Source organism: uncultured Chloroflexus sp. (assembly GCF_938091255.1).
Lineage (GTDB): Bacteria > Chloroflexota > Chloroflexia > Chloroflexales > Chloroflexaceae > Chloroflexus.
Genome location: NZ_CALLJH010000002.1, coordinates 187,431 through 205,462, shown reverse-complemented (window position 1 = coordinate 205,462; position 18,032 = coordinate 187,431). Strand labels below are relative to the sequence as shown.

11 protein-coding genes are annotated in these 18,032 nt (G+C 57.9%); 5 read left to right on the top strand and 6 right to left on the bottom strand.

What is annotated here, in order from left to right; translation table 11 throughout:
* Window positions 1-5: 5 nt before the first annotated feature.
* Entirely contained in the window at window positions 6-860 is an 855-nt protein-coding gene (locus Q1A00_RS01270; RefSeq protein ID WP_298405096.1) for an alpha/beta hydrolase, read from the top strand.
* Window positions 861-866: 6 nt separating this feature from the next.
* Here Q1A00_RS01270 and Q1A00_RS01265 read toward each other — a convergent pair whose 3' ends face one another.
* Both Q1A00_RS01265 and Q1A00_RS01260 read right to left on the bottom strand, forming a co-directional pair.
* A complete protein-coding gene (locus Q1A00_RS01265; RefSeq protein WP_298405093.1) occupies window positions 867-1,742 on the bottom strand; it encodes an ABC transporter permease subunit in 876 nt (291 codons plus the stop codon).
* Between the two features lie 191 nt (window positions 1,743-1,933).
* Window positions 1,934-2,914: a 2-dehydropantoate 2-reductase gene (locus Q1A00_RS01260; RefSeq protein WP_298405090.1), complete on the bottom strand. Its 981-nt coding sequence runs from the start codon at window positions 2,912-2,914 to the stop codon at window positions 1,934-1,936.
* Between the two features lie 523 nt (window positions 2,915-3,437).
* Here Q1A00_RS01260 and Q1A00_RS01255 point away from each other — a divergent pair.
* Window positions 3,438-3,650, top strand: a complete 213-nt coding sequence (locus tag Q1A00_RS01255) for an anthrone oxygenase family protein (protein WP_299754861.1) — start codon at window positions 3,438-3,440, stop codon at window positions 3,648-3,650.
* A gap of 227 nt (window positions 3,651-3,877) precedes the next feature.
* Here the strand turns inward: Q1A00_RS01255 and Q1A00_RS01250 are convergent, their stop codons facing one another.
* From Q1A00_RS01250 to Q1A00_RS01235, 4 genes are all read right to left on the bottom strand, one after another.
* Window positions 3,878-6,532 carry a right-handed parallel beta-helix repeat-containing protein gene (locus Q1A00_RS01250; RefSeq protein WP_298482296.1) on the bottom strand — a complete coding sequence of 885 codons (2,655 nt, stop codon included), beginning with the start codon at window positions 6,530-6,532 and terminating at the stop codon, window positions 3,878-3,880.
* A gap of 660 nt (window positions 6,533-7,192) precedes the next feature.
* On the bottom strand, window positions 7,193-8,149 hold the full coding sequence (gene coaA, locus Q1A00_RS01245; protein ID WP_298482294.1) for a type I pantothenate kinase: 957 nt from the start codon (window positions 8,147-8,149) through the stop codon (window positions 7,193-7,195).
* Between the two features lie 211 nt (window positions 8,150-8,360).
* A complete protein-coding gene (locus Q1A00_RS01240) occupies window positions 8,361-9,875 on the bottom strand; it encodes an acyl--CoA ligase (protein ID WP_298404661.1) in 1,515 nt (504 codons plus the stop codon).
* Window positions 9,876-9,910: 35 nt separating this feature from the next.
* Complete coding sequence (locus tag Q1A00_RS01235) at window positions 9,911-11,521, bottom strand: gamma-glutamyltransferase family protein (protein ID WP_298404659.1); 1,611 nt, start codon at window positions 11,519-11,521, stop codon at window positions 9,911-9,913.
* A gap of 485 nt (window positions 11,522-12,006) precedes the next feature.
* On the opposite strand from Q1A00_RS01235, the gene Q1A00_RS01230 reads away from it, so the two are divergent.
* The 3 genes from Q1A00_RS01230 (at window position 12,007) to Q1A00_RS01220 (ending at window position 17,915) form a co-directional block, all read left to right on the top strand.
* A complete protein-coding gene (locus Q1A00_RS01230) occupies window positions 12,007-14,331 on the top strand; it encodes a bifunctional (p)ppGpp synthetase/guanosine-3',5'-bis(diphosphate) 3'-pyrophosphohydrolase (protein WP_366144842.1) in 2,325 nt (774 codons plus the stop codon).
* A gap of 15 nt (window positions 14,332-14,346) precedes the next feature.
* Complete coding sequence (locus Q1A00_RS01225) at window positions 14,347-15,273, top strand: A/G-specific adenine glycosylase (protein WP_298404655.1); 927 nt, start codon at window positions 14,347-14,349, stop codon at window positions 15,271-15,273.
* A gap of 245 nt (window positions 15,274-15,518) precedes the next feature.
* Window positions 15,519-17,915 carry an ATP-binding protein gene (locus Q1A00_RS01220; RefSeq protein ID WP_298404652.1) on the top strand — a complete coding sequence of 799 codons (2,397 nt, stop codon included), beginning with the start codon at window positions 15,519-15,521 and terminating at the stop codon, window positions 17,913-17,915.
* Window positions 17,916-18,032 lie beyond the last annotated feature (117 nt).

Sequence of the window (18,032 nt, the reverse complement as noted above, 5' to 3'; positions counted from 1 at the left end):
CCACATTGCCACCATCGATGATCGCGCTCAACGCCGCCACTACTCATCGTGAGCTCGGGGGTCACGGCCCCCGTCTCATCCATATCGCGCCGGCCAATGGCTTCCCACCAGAAGCCTATGTCCCCCTCGCCGCCGGTCTAGCGCCGTTTGGGCGCATTCTCGGCTACCGGCCACGCCCGTTGCGTGTCGATGGCGATGCGCAGCCGGGGGGGACATGGCGCGATTTGGCGGCGGATCTGATGGCCGACTTGCAAGCAGTTGCGCACGAACCAGTGATCGGAATCGGCCATTCGCTCGGCGGGATTTTAACTCTTTACGCTGCGGTTGAGCGGCCGGAACTGTTTCGGGCGGTGGGGTTGATCGATCCGGTCTTCTTTCGCCGCCGCTTCCAAGTGCTGATCTGGCTGCTGCGCAAAAGCGGGCAAGGTTATCGCTTTCCGCTGGCGCAAGGCGCGTTGCGCCGCCGCGACCATTTCGCCAGCATTGACGAGGCCCGCCAGCGTTGGCAGGGGCGCGGTGTGTTTGCCGATTTTACCCCCGCCGCACTCGAAGGCTATCTCAGCGGCGGCCTGAAGCCGCACGGCAACGGCTATACGCTGGCATGGCCGAAATTGTGGGAGGCGCATATCTTCGCCTCATCACCGCTCGACGCATGGCGCGATTTGCGCCGCTTGCGCCGGCCTCTCCTGATAATTCGCGGCACGCGCTCTGAGTTGATCACCGATTCGGTCTGGCGCCGTTTCCGCCGGGTAGCGCCCCACATCACCTTGGCCGAGGTTGAGGCAGGTCATATGCTGCCGATGGAAAAGCCGGATGAGGTAGCCGCGATCATCGCGCGCTGGATGCAGGGGATCGGATGATTGCGATTATCCCGTCGCCTCGTCTGGATGCACCCCACGGATCGCTAACCACAGACACCCCGCAGCAATCATCACCGCTATCGCGGCGTAGACGAGCCACGGCGATGGTACCGTTAAATTGCCCACTGATGATGGCACTTCCCACAACCATGGGCCGCTGCCCATCTCAAGTGCGCTGGCGGTGATGCCTAGCGCAATGAATGGGTGCAGGCAAAGAAAAGCGCCCATAGTGTAGACGTAGAGCGGGGTCGGTTGGCCGTCAAAGGCATTAATCAGCAACGAAATCACAAAAAACAGAAACGGCACCAACAACAGAATTGCGATCACCGTCCCCTGCGCCATGACCGTCGCCCCCAACGTCGAGCGCATCACGGTTGACCAAAACAACCCGATTGCCGCGTAACTCACCGCCGTCACTAGTAGGCCTATTACTCCGATCAGCACCTCTTGGGCAGTGACGCCGCCGAAGATCAGGGCTAATCCAGCGATCGGCAGCGAGGCCATAATCAACAACAGGGCAAAGGCAATCGCTGACACTAGCTTGCCGGTCACAATCTGCGCCGGCGACAAGAGCGACGCCAGCAAAAGATCGTATGTCTGCCGCTCTTTTTCGCCGACAATTGCGCCAGCGGTGAGCGACGGCGAGAGAAAGCAAACTTGCACAAGGGCTGCCGTCATCACGGTAAAGAAGATCGCTTTGCCGATCGAACGCGCTGTATTCGGGTCGTTCATACTAGCCGAATTGGCAAAGACGGCGTAGATCAGCAGGGTGATTGCTCCGATGATGGTTAAATAGCCGGTCAAGATCAGCCACGCATTACGCCCGCGAATCCGGCCAAACAGTTCGCGAGTTAGTACCGGGTTGGCAATCAGTTCACGCATCGGTACTCCTTTGCGACACGAAATGGAAACAGTTGCGCATGCTTATATTATCCACTACCGGATAGGAGCGCAATTGCGCCCTTGCGGGGATGGCTCTCGCTTGCGCAGGAGATTGCTTCGGACGCTTTGCGCCCTCACAATGACCGCGGGGCGGGTGGGGAACTGCCGCACTCCAGATCGTAGCATAGCTATCACTGCCCGCAGTTTACCCGATCTAGCAGCGACGTGACAGCGTAAATCGCGCGCATAGTTGGCGTCGGGACGCCGGTCAGATCGGCGAGTTCGACCACTGCCCCTAACAAGGCATCGATCTCGGTCGGACGTTTAGCCTCGATATCTTGTAGCATTGAGGTCTTATGTGCGCCGATCTCTTCGGCCATACGGATGCGGCGCTCGATCGAGACGGGGAACCGCACCCCTAGTGCCTCAGCCACCTGCTGCGCCTCAGCCATCATTGTCACCACCAGCGCGTAGGTGCCCTTATCGGCAATGATTCGGTCGAGCGTGGCGCGGGTTAGGGCGCTAATCGGGTTGAACGAGAGATTGCCCCACAGCTTGAGCCAAATTTCGTTGCGAATATCGGTTTTCACCGGTGCGCGCAAGCCAACCGATTCGAGCAACTTGCTCAGCCCGAGCGCCCGCTCGCTCCGGCTGCCGTCGGGTTCGCCGAGCGTAAGCCGGTTGCCTTCGATATGTCGGATCACGCCGGGCTGCTCGATCGCCGCCGCCGGGTAAACGACACAGCCGATCACCCGCTCGATCTCAGTATTGGCCGCGATTACGCCGCCGGGATCGACCGCCTCGATTCGGCGGCCTTCATAGGGGCCGCCGTGGCGCAAGAAGTACCACCATGGAATGCCGTTCTGGGCATAGACAACCGCCGTATCCGGGCCATAGAGCGCGCGCATCGGCGCAGCTAGCGCCGGCAGCGACTGGGCTTTGACCGCCACGATCACCATATCGTGCGGGCCGGCGGCGGTCATATCGGCAGTGGCCAACGCCGGACGCACCACCTCTTGACGACCGTCGCGGTAGAGTATCGTCAAGCCATTCGCGGCAATGGCCGCTAAATGCGCGCCGCGCGCAATCAGCGTCACTTCAGCGCCAGCCTGTATTAACTTCGCACCGAGCCAGCCGCCAATTGCGCCGGCCCCGACAATGCAGATGCGCATATCAATCCTCGTTTGTTCGCACGTGCAGGTGCTAAGAAGATATATAAGGACAATCGACAGGCTATGGTCTTCCCTGCAAACCGTTGCGCGGTTGCATTTCCCTACTCAACTCAGGATAGCATAAACATAGAGGCATAACGTTGCCCATGAAGGTGACAGTCAGCATCTCTTTGACCCGATCCGGATCGAAAGCAGGAGCCTGCGCTGGCGAAATGAGGCGTTCCCTCACCCAAACATGCAACACCTATCCACCGACGGCGCGCCGACCATGCTCTGCGCAGCGATACAGGCTCTATGCCTGCCCTGATAGGAGCGACAGCACCTTGGACGCCATCTAGGGGAGGGCGTTCATAAAAATCCCCCCATTGAGTCGTTGACAACTGCTTCAGCGAGAACATGTCGTTTAAGTCGTCCTAGTCATTGACTACGTAGGACACACTGCCTTTACAGTTCGGTGAAAAATCTTCCCCCTCGGTGCAGTTCGGTAGCGACGTAGGGGCTGGTTCCGTTGCTGACGCACCGCATGCGCGAGACGTGGGCCGCACACACCACACCCTTCGCGGCAGTCACGTTGGGGTTTTTCACGATCGTTTTGAATGTGCCGATCAACAACGCGGTGCTTACGTCGGATCGGGCTGCTCTGCCGGCTGACCGGGAGACTACTCGCACGCCATGGAATACCTTGAACGCCATTCGCATACCAATAAACTATTTAAGCTTCTTACTGATGATTTAGCTGGTAGTTAAATTGCTTAATGTCACACCGAACTAAGCATTGTTTCCACCATAAAAGCCCTCTCTTACTACCACTCCCAACTTAGGCAAATCAGTGGTCACTTGTACCGCATCTAGGGCTGGAGAATGAGGCCGAAGCGCTAGGCTTGAACAAAGGCAGACCGGCACGCACACCAATCCCAAGACGAGCCGAGCATAGCGAGGCAAAACCTATGTGTAGGCGCACCATCATAGCTTGTCTCGCAATATTAATGGTAGGAAAACCGTCTTTTCCTGAAACTCATACGCTCCTATGTCTACTGTCCCACCAACGAGACGCGGATTGCCATCTAGGTCGGTAGTAACACCAGCGGGAACAGAGACGTTATCTCCTGCGTCGATGGCGGGCGAGTCAGACTGAAGGCGATAGTTTGCCTCAGTGGGGTTCACGAAGCGCGGGTCGCCTTCCACATGGTTTGTCCCATGCGTCTCGCCTTCTTCGCCGCGAAAGCCGTCAATCAAGTTATGATCAATCACCACCGAGCGAACGCCTGCACTCACTACAATCTGGAACGAGAGGTTGCTACTGACGATATTGTTGCTCACCAGCACCTCTTCAGCTTCGTTACTGTCTACAGTAATCCCGCCACCCCAGTCGTCAAGACCGTTACCTCTTACTGTGTTGTTGACGATGGAGATACCGCGCATCGGGTGGAACGCCGAGTCGCCGTTACGTGTGATGGCGATTCCAACATAGCGGTTGTGGTACGAAAGGTTGGCATACACACGGACATTTTCCAACAGCCCGCCCCTCTCGGAAGCCAGCGCAAAACCGTCGTTCTGTACATCGTGAACAATGTTTTGGTAAACATCAATGTTATAGGTGTGTTTGTCCCAAGCGTCCACGTAGATACCCGGTCGCGGCAGGTGATGAACGTGGTTACGATAGATCTTGCCATTGGCGGAGCCGTCTTTGACATCTATCCCTTCGCCGCCATTGGTACCGGGGCCGCCGTCGTGGATATGGTTGTCCCGCACTTCAAAGGTATCCGTTCCAGCGATGGTAATATCCTCCTGCGCGCCATCGTTGCAGGCTAAGACAACCTCGTTACCTGCCACGATCACGTCGTGGCTATTCCAAACCCCAATACCTGAAGAGACGGTGTTGTGAGTATAGTTCTGCTCGATCATGATATGGCTGGCGGTGTCGGCAAAAATGCCTGCCTGCGCCGAGTTGACGACTCGCAGTCCACTGATCTTGATAAAGCTGCGCCCAGAGAGGTCGAACAGACCACTGTACTGTGGCACTTCCACGCCGTTACCGTCAATCGTGACTGTCTCGCTGGGGTAGGCAGCGTAGACGATGAAATTCCCTGCGCTACCGGAGTGTTTTGGCACAACCCGCTCACGATACGTTCCGCCACGGATATAGACCATCTCACCGGCGTTCAGCGTATCAGCCGCCTTTTGAATAGTCCGCCACGGTCGGTCAATGGTGCCGGGGTTAGCATCGTTCCCGTTGGGCGCGACGTAATGGATTCGTGCGAACGCTTCAGGTGGGACATAAATTTGATACATCTCCACCTGCTCAGTTCCAGCACGGCCCCAGTTGGTGGTGAAGAGAACGCGCGTCAGACTGCGGTTAGCAGTCGCTTGCGGTTCGGCCCAGTAATCGTGTTCTTGATTCTCATCCACTAGCGAGTATGTGTGCGCTAAGCGCACGACACGCCCGTTCGCCGCAAGTTCGATGAGGAAGACCGAGTCGTCCATCCAAGCATGCGAGACGGCATCGCCGTCGTGGGTAGAAATCACCGCCCAGCCGGGGTGGTTGAAGGCACGTCCGGAGAAGTGCAGACCAACTCTCGTGGAGGAAAAATCAATCGGCCAGAGTAGGGTGACAGCGCCTGTCGCTAGATCAAGCATAGCAATATGGTCGGTGTCTATGTCTTGATACACCAAGACCTCACGCCCTTGCGCGTCGAGTGCGGTGTCAGAGTGGCCGATGATGCGCAGCAGGCCACGCCCGTTCTGTAAGGCGCGGTCATACACCATAAGACCGCAGGGATTGGCGGTCGTGCCCAGATGCCCCAACGCACAGGATTCATCCATGGAGACAAGGAAATAATTTCCCAACGGGCTGATGGTAACGCTGTCTATCTCGCGGGCAGTTTCAGACCAGCCGCGCGTATCGAGCGTGGCCGTTACTTGATTCATCTGCAGGTCGTAAACGAGCAGCGCGCTAGTCAGCCAGTGTTCGTCTTCAGCCATTAGTCCCCACCAGCGACCATCGCGGGAAGGACTACCTTCATAACGTCCCCACACGGCGACTAAGCGCTGGTCGGGGAAATCATTGGCAAATTCGTGGACGAGAGTGGTCTGCTGGGTGGCGATATGGTACGACATCAGGCGCGTCTCGTCTGAAAAATAAATGATGTTGGGATCGGTCATGCTCCAACGTGGGTCGATACCGAGCGGTAGTGCGCCGAGCGGCTGAAGGGTCTGAGCGTGGTAAAGATACCAGCCGCCCTGCGTGCTCATAACAAGGATGCGAGTCTCGTCGGCATTGAAGGACTGGACACGCGCATAGGTGTTCTTCAGCCCGCTCGCTTCAGTTTTGTCGTTCACGCGGTCGGTAACGCGGATCACGCAGCGGCCAAAGACCGGGTCGCGGAAGGCAGTACGCGGTGTAGGTTCACTCATGGCGGGCGGTTGGCGCACAGCGAGGTCGGTGATTGGCGACGGTTCGGTATCGGAACATTGGAGCGGTACGGCGAATCCGTTCTGCAACAAAGGCGGCGAGAGTGTGTCAGTAGGCGCTACGGTTGTTTGTGGTATAGACGTAGACATACAGGAGACGAAACCTATTGCCAGCAATGTACACCAAATGATCACCTTATTTGTCATCGCATTGTGCCTTTCGCGAAAGGAGTGATAGGTGCATTACCCAACAAGTTGCCGCTCTGCTACGTCGGATGGTAGCGAATGACGCCTGTTCGCAACGAAATCTACCAGCTATAGCACGATTGAAAATAAGGTGCGCGAGGGCATTGGGACATCCTATCGTTGACGTTTCTGGTGAAGCTACACAACCGATTTGAACAAATGCTTTGGGGCTGCTATTCCGGCAAGCACTATGCCCAGTGGCGTCTATGATCTACATGCGACAGTTGTGATGATCAGAGGTGCCAGAGGTGATCGCCTTTGAGCGGCTAGCCATCGTGTTTCTCAGGTACATCGGAAGCATCGGATGGTGAAGAACAGTACTCTGCTATATCATCCTATTTTCATGCGAGCGTATCAAAAATGAAGGGTCACCTCCAACGACGGTCAACATCACCAGCAGAACATCAATATAGAATCTGAGACGTTAAGAGTTTTCATAAACGCAACGGCGCGCACGGACTAAGCATATTGTATGGTTAAGACAGCATGTCTTCCATATCATTAGCGATCTATAAATGCACAATAATGAAGGGTAAGCGACTATCCACTTCCTCATATCTCTGACAGATGTGCGCCTTTGCACGTGATCCTGCGCAACGTTGCACCTCTACGCCATTGCCTTCACAGTTTACGCAAATATACTCGCTCTAGCTCGTGCCGTGATCCCTTCACCAAAATCAGATCGGCACTCCAGCGCGTCGGCTCGATGTTTTGTTTGAGGTTCACATAGTTGATTTCGCGCCAGATCCGGCGAGCGGTAGCAATCGCCTCAGCCTCGCTCAACTCGGCGTAGCGCCGGAAATACGATGACGGATCACGGAATGCCGTTTTACGCAGTTGCAAAAAGCGCTCGATATACCAGCGTTCGAGGTCTTGTTCATTAGCATCAACATAGATCGCAAAATCGAAGAAATCCGACACATAGAGCTGCGGTTCGCGCCGGGTACTGGCGCCGCGCTGCAACACATTCAACCCTTCGACGATCAATACATCGGGGTGATCGACTACCTGAAACTGATCGGGGACAATATCGTATGTCAAGTGCGAATAAACCGGCGCAGTCACCGGGCCATACCCCGACTTGATATCAGCGATGAATTGTAACAGCCGGCGTCGATCATAGCTTTCCGGGAAGCCTTTGCGGTGCATAATGCCCCGCTCTTGCAGCACCCGATTAGGGTAGAGAAAGCCATCGGTTGTCACCAGATCCACCTTGAGCTGATCGGGGCCACGGGCCAACAGCGCCTGCAAAATACGGGCAGTGCTGCTCTTGCCCACTGCGACGCTTCCCGCAATGCCGATCACGTAAGGAACGCGGGCCGTTACCGAACCAAGAAACGAGCTTGTCGCCTGATACAACCGGCAAGCGTTTTCGTAATAAAGCTGCAACAAGCGCACTAGTGGCAGGTAGATGTCGGCGACATCTTCCATTGAGACACTATCGTTTAAGCTCACCAGTGAGTCCAACTCGTCGGCGCTCAGCGGCAAGGGTGTGCCGTTCCGTAATGCCGACCATTCCGACCGCGAAAAACTCACGTAGGGCGAGAGACGCCGTTCGAGTTCAGGCTTGGGGATCATGCCGCTTCCTGTGTGTCAACGCCGGAGGTGGTGGCCGGCAGCATCGTTGCGATGATGAGCAGTCAATGCGTTGTAATTTGCCAATAACACTATCATACCGCAATTTTGGCGTGGCTTGTAAAGCTTTTCACAGCATGTTGCGAACGGCAGGCGGTTCACCTTCCTATGGCATATGGCGGTCTAACTGCCGCCCTCCATGGCAACGCTCTGCCTAGGCTAACCCCAGCGTCTTGGCCATTGTAATCCGTTGCAGCTTACCGGTCGCACCGCGTGGCAACGCGCTGAGGATATGGATCGCGCGCGGCACTTTGAAATCGGCCAACCACCGGGCACAGTGGTCGCGCAGTTCGCGTTCGCTGGCCTCCATCCCCTCGCGCAAGACCACTGCTGCATGCACTTCTTCGCCCAAGGTAGGGTGGGGCGCCGCAAAGGCCAGCGCCTCGGCTACCGCCGGGTGGCGCAGCAGCACATCGTCAATCTCAAGCGGTGAAATCTTCTCGCCGCCGCGATTGATCAGCTCCTTGATCCGGCCGGTCAAGCACAGGTAGCCATCGTCATCGAGATAGCCCTGATCGCCGGTGCGAAACCAACCACGCACAAATGCGGCCGCATTCGCTTCAGGATTGTTCTCGTAGCCGTCAACCACATTCGGCCCCCGCACGACCACCTCGCCTTTCACTCCCTTCGGCAACAAGTTGCCGCTTTCGTCCATGATGCCGACTTCTACGCCAAAACCGATCCCGACCGAGCCGGGTTTGCGCTGGCCGGGAGGCAGCGGGTTCGAGGTCATCTGGTGCGATGCTTCGGTCATACCGTAGCTCTCGATCACTGGTGCGCCAAACACCGCCTCCATCTGCTCCATCACCACCGGGGGCAGCGGCGCGCTCGACGAGCGGATGAAGCGAAACGGGTTGGCGGCGATGATCGCGGCATTGCGCTCAGCGCGGGCCAGCAGCACCTGATGCATCGTCGGCACTGCCGAATACCACGTTGGCCGCGCTTGTTCAACCCAGCTCCAGAACTTGAGGCCATCGAAACCGGGAGGGCAGATGACCGCGCCGCCCGCCGCCAGTTGACTGAGCAACGAAGCGACAATGCCGTGAATGTGGAACAGCGGCATCACGCAGAGCGAGCGGTCGGCGGGGCTAAGCTGGTAGGTGGTGATGATGTTGGCGGTCGAAGCAACCAAATTGCGATGGCGGATCGGCACTCGCTTGGGCCGACTGGTCGTACCGCTGGTATGTAGGATCATCGCCACATCGTCGGCTTCAGCCCAGCCATCACGGCGCGGCGGGCCGGCCTCGCTGGCCGCGCTGAAGATTAAGCGGCCAGCAGCGTCGAGCGCCGCCTCGATTAACAGCATCCCCGGACGCAACGCGGCCCGCGCTTCGTCGCCCTCGCCGGGAGCTACAATCAGCGCGCGGGCATTGGTATCTTCGTAGTAGAACGCAAACTCATCGCGGCGGTACTTGGGATTGAGCGGCGCAGCGGTGGCCGCCGTCGCCGCAGCCAGAAAGGTCATCGCCATCGCCGGGCCATTACCCAGCGCGATCGCGATCCGGTCTCCCCGGCCCAACCCATGGGCTTGCAACCATTCGGCCAACCGGCTAACCTGCGTGCGCAGATCGGCAAATGCCCACACCAGCCCGCCCGGCGCGATCAACGCCGGATCGTGCTCGGCGCCAGCGCGCAAGAGGTCAAACAGTGTTGCTCTGTTTGTGGTCATAGCACCGTATTCCTCATCCACACGTGCAATGCGTGTTACCATCCGACCGCCAAGCCATCGCAACGTGGCTCGGTGCCGGCGACGTAGCAACCGCTTGGCAAGCGCCAAATGATCTGTCCTCGACCAAACCCGCTCAACTCGCTTTCGACCACTACCTGATGACCACGAGCAGCGAGACCCTCGATCACGTGGCGCGGCGTTTCGAGTTCGAGGCGCAGCGTACCGTCGCGCTCCCACCTCCACCGCGGCGCATCGAGGGCCGCCTGCGGATGCATCCCGTAATCGAGGGTATTGACAACCACCTGCACGTGACCTTGCGGCTGCATATGACCACCCATCACGCCAAAGGGGCCGATCGGTGCGCCGTCTTTGCTGAGAAAGCCGGGAATGATAGTATGGAATGGGCGTTTGCCCGGCGCAACGTGATTGGGATGGCTAGGATCGATCACAAACCCGCAGCCGCGATTGTGCAGCGCGATGCCATACTCAGGCACCACTACCCCTGACCCAAACCCCATATAGGTCGATTGGATCATACTCACCATCATACCATCACGGTCAGCGACGGCGAAATAGACCGTGCCGCCCTTGGGCAACGCCGCTGGACCATAGTCGTTGGCCTGCTCGCCGATCAACCGGCTGCGTGCCGCCAGCCGGTTACGGTCAAGCATCTGGGCAACCGGCACCGGCGCTTTGGCCGGATCGGCCACATACGCGAAGTTATCGGCAAACGCCAGCTTCATCGCCTCAATCTGCCAATGGAACGCCGCCGCTGACTCGCGGGGGAAGCGGGCCAGATCAACGTGGTCAAGGATGCCGAGCGCCATCAACGCGGCAATCCCTTGCCCATTCGGCGGAATCTCGTGAACGGTGTAGCCGCGGTATTGCATCGTGATCGGCGTCACCCACTCTGAGCGATGGGCAGCCAAATCCTCAGCTCGCAACAGGCCGCCGGTTGCGCGGGCAAAGCGGTCGATCGCCGCAGCAATTTCACCCTGATAAAACGCATCCGCGCCGTGACGGGCGATCAAGCGCAGGGTGCGGGCATGGCCGGGGCTCACGAACCGCTCGCCGGGGCGCGGGGCGCGGCCATCGCGGCTAAAGGTCGGCAGAAAACCGGCGAACGCCGGGCCGGTGCGAGCATGAGCCGCCGCCACCCCACGCGCCCAAAAGTAGGCCACCATCGGCGGTACCGGCGCACCCTCTTCGGCGTATGTAATCGCCGGTGCCAGCACCTGTGCCAGCGGCAAGCGGCCAAACCGCTCGTGCATATCGCCCCACAATCGCACCACCCCCGGCACTGTCACCGGCCACCAGCCATGCACCGGCAGCTCGGTATGACCAGCAGATGCTAACGCCTCGGCAGTCAAGCCGGCTGGCGCCGCTCCCGAACCGTTGATGCCGTAGAGCGTATTGCCGGCCCAGATCAGGGCAAAACCGTCGCCCCCCAACCCATTCGAGGTCGGTTCGAGCACCGTCAACGCCGCCGCCGTCGCAATCGCCGCATCAACCGCATTGCCGCCGGCTTGCAACACCTGCATCCCGGCCTGCGACGCCAGCGGATGGCTGCTCGCGACCACGCCACGCTCGGCCACGACCGGCACTCGCCGTCCGGGGTAGGGGAAATGGTGCAGGTTGAGATCCATGAAACAGCTCCTTCACCTCACAAAGGCGCTAAGGGTGAGATAGTTGATTATACAATGGATCGTACATCCAAATGACGCAGCTTGACATTGCCGCCCGCGAGTGTTATCCTACATAACAAAGACATAATGTGCGTTGCGATCGCAGATGATCGTTTCAGTAGTAGGATGCGGCCTGGCGTTGCACGCCGGGCGTTTTTGATCAGCTACTTCGATCGCTATCAAGGTTCTCTCATCAGTGACTATTTCACTGTCGCCAAACGAACCTGCTTTCTCTTACACTTGCCGGAAATGCTATTGAATGACGGTGGTGATATGCCATCTGACGAATGCGATAAACTGGCATTGCCGTCTCAGAGCTGCGTTGCTATCCGCATATCATCTGGCCAGCCACGCGACAGATCGGCAGTACATAGCCTGCCTGAACAGGAGCGGCTACCATGGACGATGTAACTGCTACCGCTGATCCGGTTGAATTGATTGCAGATATGCCAGACGGTCCGGTGATGAGGGATGAACTTCCGCCCCTCGCATCTGAACTGCTGAAGCACAAAGTCATGCTCACCATCGTCGAGCAACAACAGCGACGTGGTTGCCAATCCTCGCTCGAGACGGTGCAAGCTGCGTTCATCCATGCCTATCTCTCGCCCTCGGTCGAAGCGCTTATTGCCCGTCACCGCGAATATCTTCCTACCGCCGATTTTGATCTGATTCGCCGCGCGTATGCGCTCGCCGCCGTGGCCCACGAAGGCCAGCGCCGCCAATCAGGCCAACCTTACATTGATCACCCAATTGAAGTTGCCCTGATTCTGCTCGATTTGCGCCTCGATACCGAATCGATCGCCGCAGCGCTACTACATGATGTGGTCGAAGATACCGGTGTGCCGATCGAGGTGATCGAGCGTTTTTTTGGCAAGCAAGTCGCTAATCTCGTTGATGGCGTGACCAAGCTCTCGGGGTACGAGAATAAAAGCAAAGAAGAGGTGCAGGCCGGCACCTACCGCAAACTGATTATCGCTTCGGCTGATGATCCGCGGGTGGTGTTGATCAAGCTGGCCGACCGCCTGCACAATATGCGCACCATTCACGCTACTCCGCCCCACAAACAGCAGCGCGTCGCGCGCGAGACGCTTGATATTTATGCGCCGCTCGCTCACCGTCTCGGCATGTGGCAGATGAAGTCGGAGCTTGAGGATCTCGCCTTTAAGACCCTCCATCCCGATCGCTACAAAGAGATTGCCCAAGGGCTGGCGATGCGGAAGGAAGCACGCGACCGTATCGTCCAGCGGGTGATTGCCCAGTTGAAAGAGGCGCTGGCCCGCGAAGGTATAAAGGCTGAAGTGACCGGTCGCTCGAAGCATATCTATTCGATCTGGCGCAAGATGGAGCGCAAAGGGGTGCCGCTAGAGCGGATCTATGACCAGCTTGCGGTGCGAATTATTGTTGATGATCCCAACAACGAAGTGGGGGAATGTTACCGGGCACTCGGTGTTGTTCATAGCAAGATGAACTGGACGCCGGTGACGCAAGAGTTCGATGATTACATCGCCGCCCCCAAAGAGAGTTCGTACCGCTCGATCCATACCACGGTCATCCTACCCGAAGGCGTTCACTGCGAAGTGCAGATCCGCTCGCGCAAGATGCACGAAGAGGCCGAGCACGGCATTGCCGCTCACTGGCGTTACAAGGAAGGTTTCAACACTCGCAGTGATAAAGATTACGAAAACAAGATTCGCTGGTTGCGCGAGCTGATTACATGGCGCAACGAGACGACCGATAGCGAATTCGTTGATATGCTGCGCGCCGAGTTTGAAGAGCGCGTCTTTGTCTTTACGCCCAAAGGTAAGATTATCGACCTGCCCGAAGGCTCGACGCCGATCGATTTCGCTTACCGCATCCACTCGGAAGTGGGTCATAATTGTATCGGCGCGAAAGTCAACGATCGCATGGTGCAGCTTAATTACGAGCTGCGCAACGGCGAGATTGTCGAGATTCTGACCTCGAAGACGCCGCGCGGCCCTAGCCGTGATTGGCTGCGGATTGTGAAGACGCCGTCGGCCAAAAACCATATCAAACGCTACTTCCGCCGGCTCGAGCGCGAAGAGAATATCGCCGCCGGACGCGAGATGCTTGAGAAAGAACTGCGGCGCGTTGGTCTTACCCATGTGAGTTTTGAGAAGCTGGTTGAATTAGCCGGCCCGTCGGTGCGCTCGGTAGAGGATCTTTTCTACCAGATCGGGGTTGATGATATCAACGAGCGCAAGCTGGTCGCGAAATTACTCGATGGTCAAGCGCCTCCCGCACCTGCGCCGGTGCCCGCGCCCAGCCCCACCCAACCGCTGGCGCAGGTGAGCGCAAGCGGTGAGATCTATCTCGCTGGCACTGGCAAGATTCCATCACGCATCGCTCGTTGTTGCAATCCGATCTTTGGTGAACCGATCGTGGGCTTTACCACTCGCGGTCGCGGCGTTACCGTTCATCGAGCCGATTGTCGCACCCTTCAACATCTAAGTGAAGCTGAACGAGGCCGCCTCATGCCGGTCTGTTGGGGCAATGGTTCGGTGACAAACCAGACTTTCCCCGTGCCGTTACGAATTGAAGCGTGGGATCGGGTTGGTTTGTGGCGCGATATATCCAATGTGATCGCCGAGGCCGGCATTAATATCACCGAAGTCAATCATGGCAAACCACGCGCCAATGGGCGGATGGTGTTGAATGTCACCGTCTCGCTCCAGTCAATGGCTCAGCTCTCGCCGCTGATCGAGAAGATCAACCGCATTCCTGATGTGCTTGATGTCTATCGCAAGACGTAACTCCCGCGCTCAGCGATGATCGAATCACTCCGTGCCGGCCTGCTGCAATGGTTTGCCAACCATGCCCGCGACCTGCCATGGCGCCGGACTCGCGATCCGTATGCGATTATGGTTGCCGAAGTAATGCTCCAGCAGACGCAGGTTGACCGGGTGATTCCGAAGTATCAGGCCTTTTTAGCCACATTCCCTACTATCGAAGCCCTTGCTGCTGCGCCCACCGCTGATGTGATCCGGTTGTGGGCTGGGCTTGGCTACAACCGGCGCGCCGTCAATTTGCAACGGGCAGCGCAGGTGATTGTCGCTCAACACGGTGGGAAGGTGCCGGATTCGGTGGCCGCCTTGCGCACGTTGCCCGGTATTGGCCCCTATACTGCCGGCGCGATTGCCTGCTTTGCCTTCGAGCGTGATGTCGCTTTTCTCGATACCAACATCCGGCGGGTGGTGCGCCGGCTTTGCGTTGGCCCTGACCATTTGGCTGCGGTTGCCGATAGCGTATTGCTGGCCCACGCCGAGGCGCTGATTCCGCCGGGGCAAGGCTGGGCATGGAACCAAGCGATCATGGAGCTAGGCGCGCTGGTTTGCACTGCCGTTAGCCCAACTTGTTGGCGCTGTCCGCTGCGTCAGTACTGCCGCGCATACGCTGCCGCAGTCGCCGCTGATACCGCTCTGGCTGAAATGATGACCACTCCTGCGCTTAAGCGCGTTGCCGAGCCGCGCCCTGCCGAACCGTTCGTCGGGTCGCGCCGTTGGTACCGAGGCCGGATTATCGCCGCGCTGCGCGCTTTGCCTGCCGGGACGGCGTTACCCCTATTCGAACTAGGCCGGCAAGTGCGGCCTGATTTCGCGGCTGACCATGAACAGTGGCTTCTGCAATTGGTGCACGATCTCGCCCGTGATGGGTTGTTGGTGATCACGGAACAAGGCGTGCGCTTGCCCGCTTAACTCTGGCAGAGGCCGTTGAGCGTGCGGTAAGCTCATCTTGTTTGCAACCAACACGGAACGAGCTGCGTATGGCTATATGTATATGCCAATCTGGTCTTTGCCCTCGTTTAGTACGACAAAAGGTATAAAATATCTTTAGCGACTGGTGATAGACGCAGGCAGCCTGTCAGCCAATAGCTGTCGTGCAGTTTCACCAATGCCTCCTTTTTGGACAGGCAACGGCGCGCTACAAGGAGACTTCCTACATGCACACCATTCCGTCGCCCGTGCGCGGATCGCTGATCGGATTGTGGAGTGCTGCTATCGTGGTGGGGGTGATGTCTTGGCTCTTAGCACCGGCTACCCTGCTTGATGTGGGCACATGGCTGGCTATGATCCTCTTTGCGCTCGGTCTGACCATCTTTGAAGGGTTGACTATCGTGCGCCAGCATGATCGTCCACTTACTATCACCCTCGTCTTGCTCATTGCTGCAATGATCATCTTGCCGTGGCCACTGTTTCTGCTCGCGGTTGCGATTGGCGCGGTGGCCGGCGCATTAGCGCGCGCGGCGCCATGGTGGCAGGCGCTCTCGTTAGCCGCGACGCGCTGGATCGCTTTAACGGCTGGCAGTGCGGTTTTGATGATTTTTGCGCAACAGCATACCTATGGCGCAACCATTGCTTCGCCATCGGCACTCATTGGCTTGATCGGCAGCGGGTTGGTTGTCTATCTGATCGAACGGGTGGCAAGCGCGAGTTTGGTTGCGCCATTCACAGGGGAACCCTTACCGGCGGCGCTGCGCTTGCGTCTCGACGATGCCGGTTGGTATGCGCTTATCTTTGCCCCGCTAGGGGGGATGCTGGCTATCCTCTGGCAACAGGAGGTGTGGGCCTTTGCTCTTGGCATCGTCCCGCTGGCGATGGTGCAGATCAGTTTGCGTCGCCAGCACAAACTTGAAGAGGCGTTAAGCATCGCCGACGCCCAACTGCGCACCGCCAACGCCCGGCTGTTATCCCTCTCACGCCAAAGTGAACATTTGCAAAATCTGGTCGTCTCATTGATGGCTAGTCGTGATGTGCCAACAATGCTCAATCTGCTCGGCGAGCGGCTGAGCGCGCTGATGGAAGCGGATAGCGCATGGGTGACGCTGTACGATGAGCATGGCAATCTGCAATTGGTTGCGTCACACCATTTGCCGGCACCGACCGAAGGAGTGGGGCCGCAACCTATTCCCTTGCCTCGTGACTACGATCTCGCCCTCGAACGGCGGCGCGTCACCCTCTTTACCGACCAGCACGTGCAGACGCTGGCGCCAGTGGCTGCGTTGACCGAGCACTCACCTTGGCAAGCGATCATTCTCTTGCCGCTATTGGACGAGCAGCAACCGCTTGGCGCCGTCTGTTTAGCTTTTGAGCAGGTTCGTGGTCTCAAAGAGGACGAGCAACTTCTCTTGGCCGCCTTTGCCCGCCACGCTGCTGCCGTGATTCAAAACGCGCGCCTCTTTCGCCGCTGGCAAGAGATGCAGATCGAATTGGGCCGGTCGGCGAAGCTGGCGGCTGTTGGCACGTTTGCTGCCAGTATTGCGCACGAATTTAACAACCTTCTCTCTGGCATGCTCGGCTATGCCCAATTGGGTTTAGCTGATGATGATGTTGAGACGAAAAATGAGGCGTTAAAGGTGGTGCTCGATACCTGCAAGCGCGGGAGCAGCATTACCGGTAGTCTGCTTACCTTTGCTCGCCGGCGCGAATCGCGGCGTGAGTTGTCGGATCTGCGTGAAGTAGTTGACGGTACGCTCACTTTGATGGAAATTGAATTACGCAAACACGGCATTCAGGTGGTGCGCCAGATCGAGGCGGTGCCCCTAACGATCTGTGATGCCGGCCAGATTGCGCAGGTCTTCCTCAATCTGCTCACCAATGCTCGTGATGCGATGAAACCGCAGGGTGGCACGTTGACTGTCACGCTTAAGGCAGAGCAAGGCTGGATTGTGTTGCGAGTTGAGGATACCGGCTGTGGCATTCCCGAAGCCATTCGTCGCCAGATCTTTCAGCCGTTTGTCACAACGAAGAATGCTACCGGCAACCAATCGGGCACCGGTTTAGGGTTAGCAGTATCGTATGGGATCATCCAAAATCACAACGGTCGCTTCGAGGTCGAGAGCGAGGTGGGTAGGGGGACGACGATGACCATCCGCTTGCCGATTGTGCAGGAAGAGCCGGCCGAAACGGCGCCAGCGCCGATCCCATCGCTTCACCTGCTTGTCATTGACGATGACGAAACGACAGCTCGCGGATTAATTGACTTGTTGGAAAGAGCTGGCCACCGTGTCACCTATTGCGCTCACAGTGCCGAGGCGGTCGCTATCTATACCGCTAACCAGTTTGATATAGTGCTGAGCGATGTAGTGATGCCAGAACTCGATGGGATTACGTTGCTCAATGTCTTGCGCTCGTATGACCCGGTCGCTAGTGTCATTCTCTTTACTGGTCATATTGAACCGGATCAGGTAGCAGCAATGGCGGCGAGTGGCGCGTATGCGGTGCTACGCAAGCCGTTTGCCGCCGATGAGTTGATGGCTGCCGTGCAAGCCGCCTACCACGACCGCGAACGTACTCGCCGCGCTCTCGCTAGCATTACCGAACCGGCCTCGCTGCGGTGAAACAGTGTTAGCGCAAAGCCGCAAAGCGAGCCAAGATGCAGGAGAGCCGGATGGCTGTCCGGCTCCGCAGAGAACGCAAGATATTTGGGATGGGATCATCCTTCGCATACTCGGCAG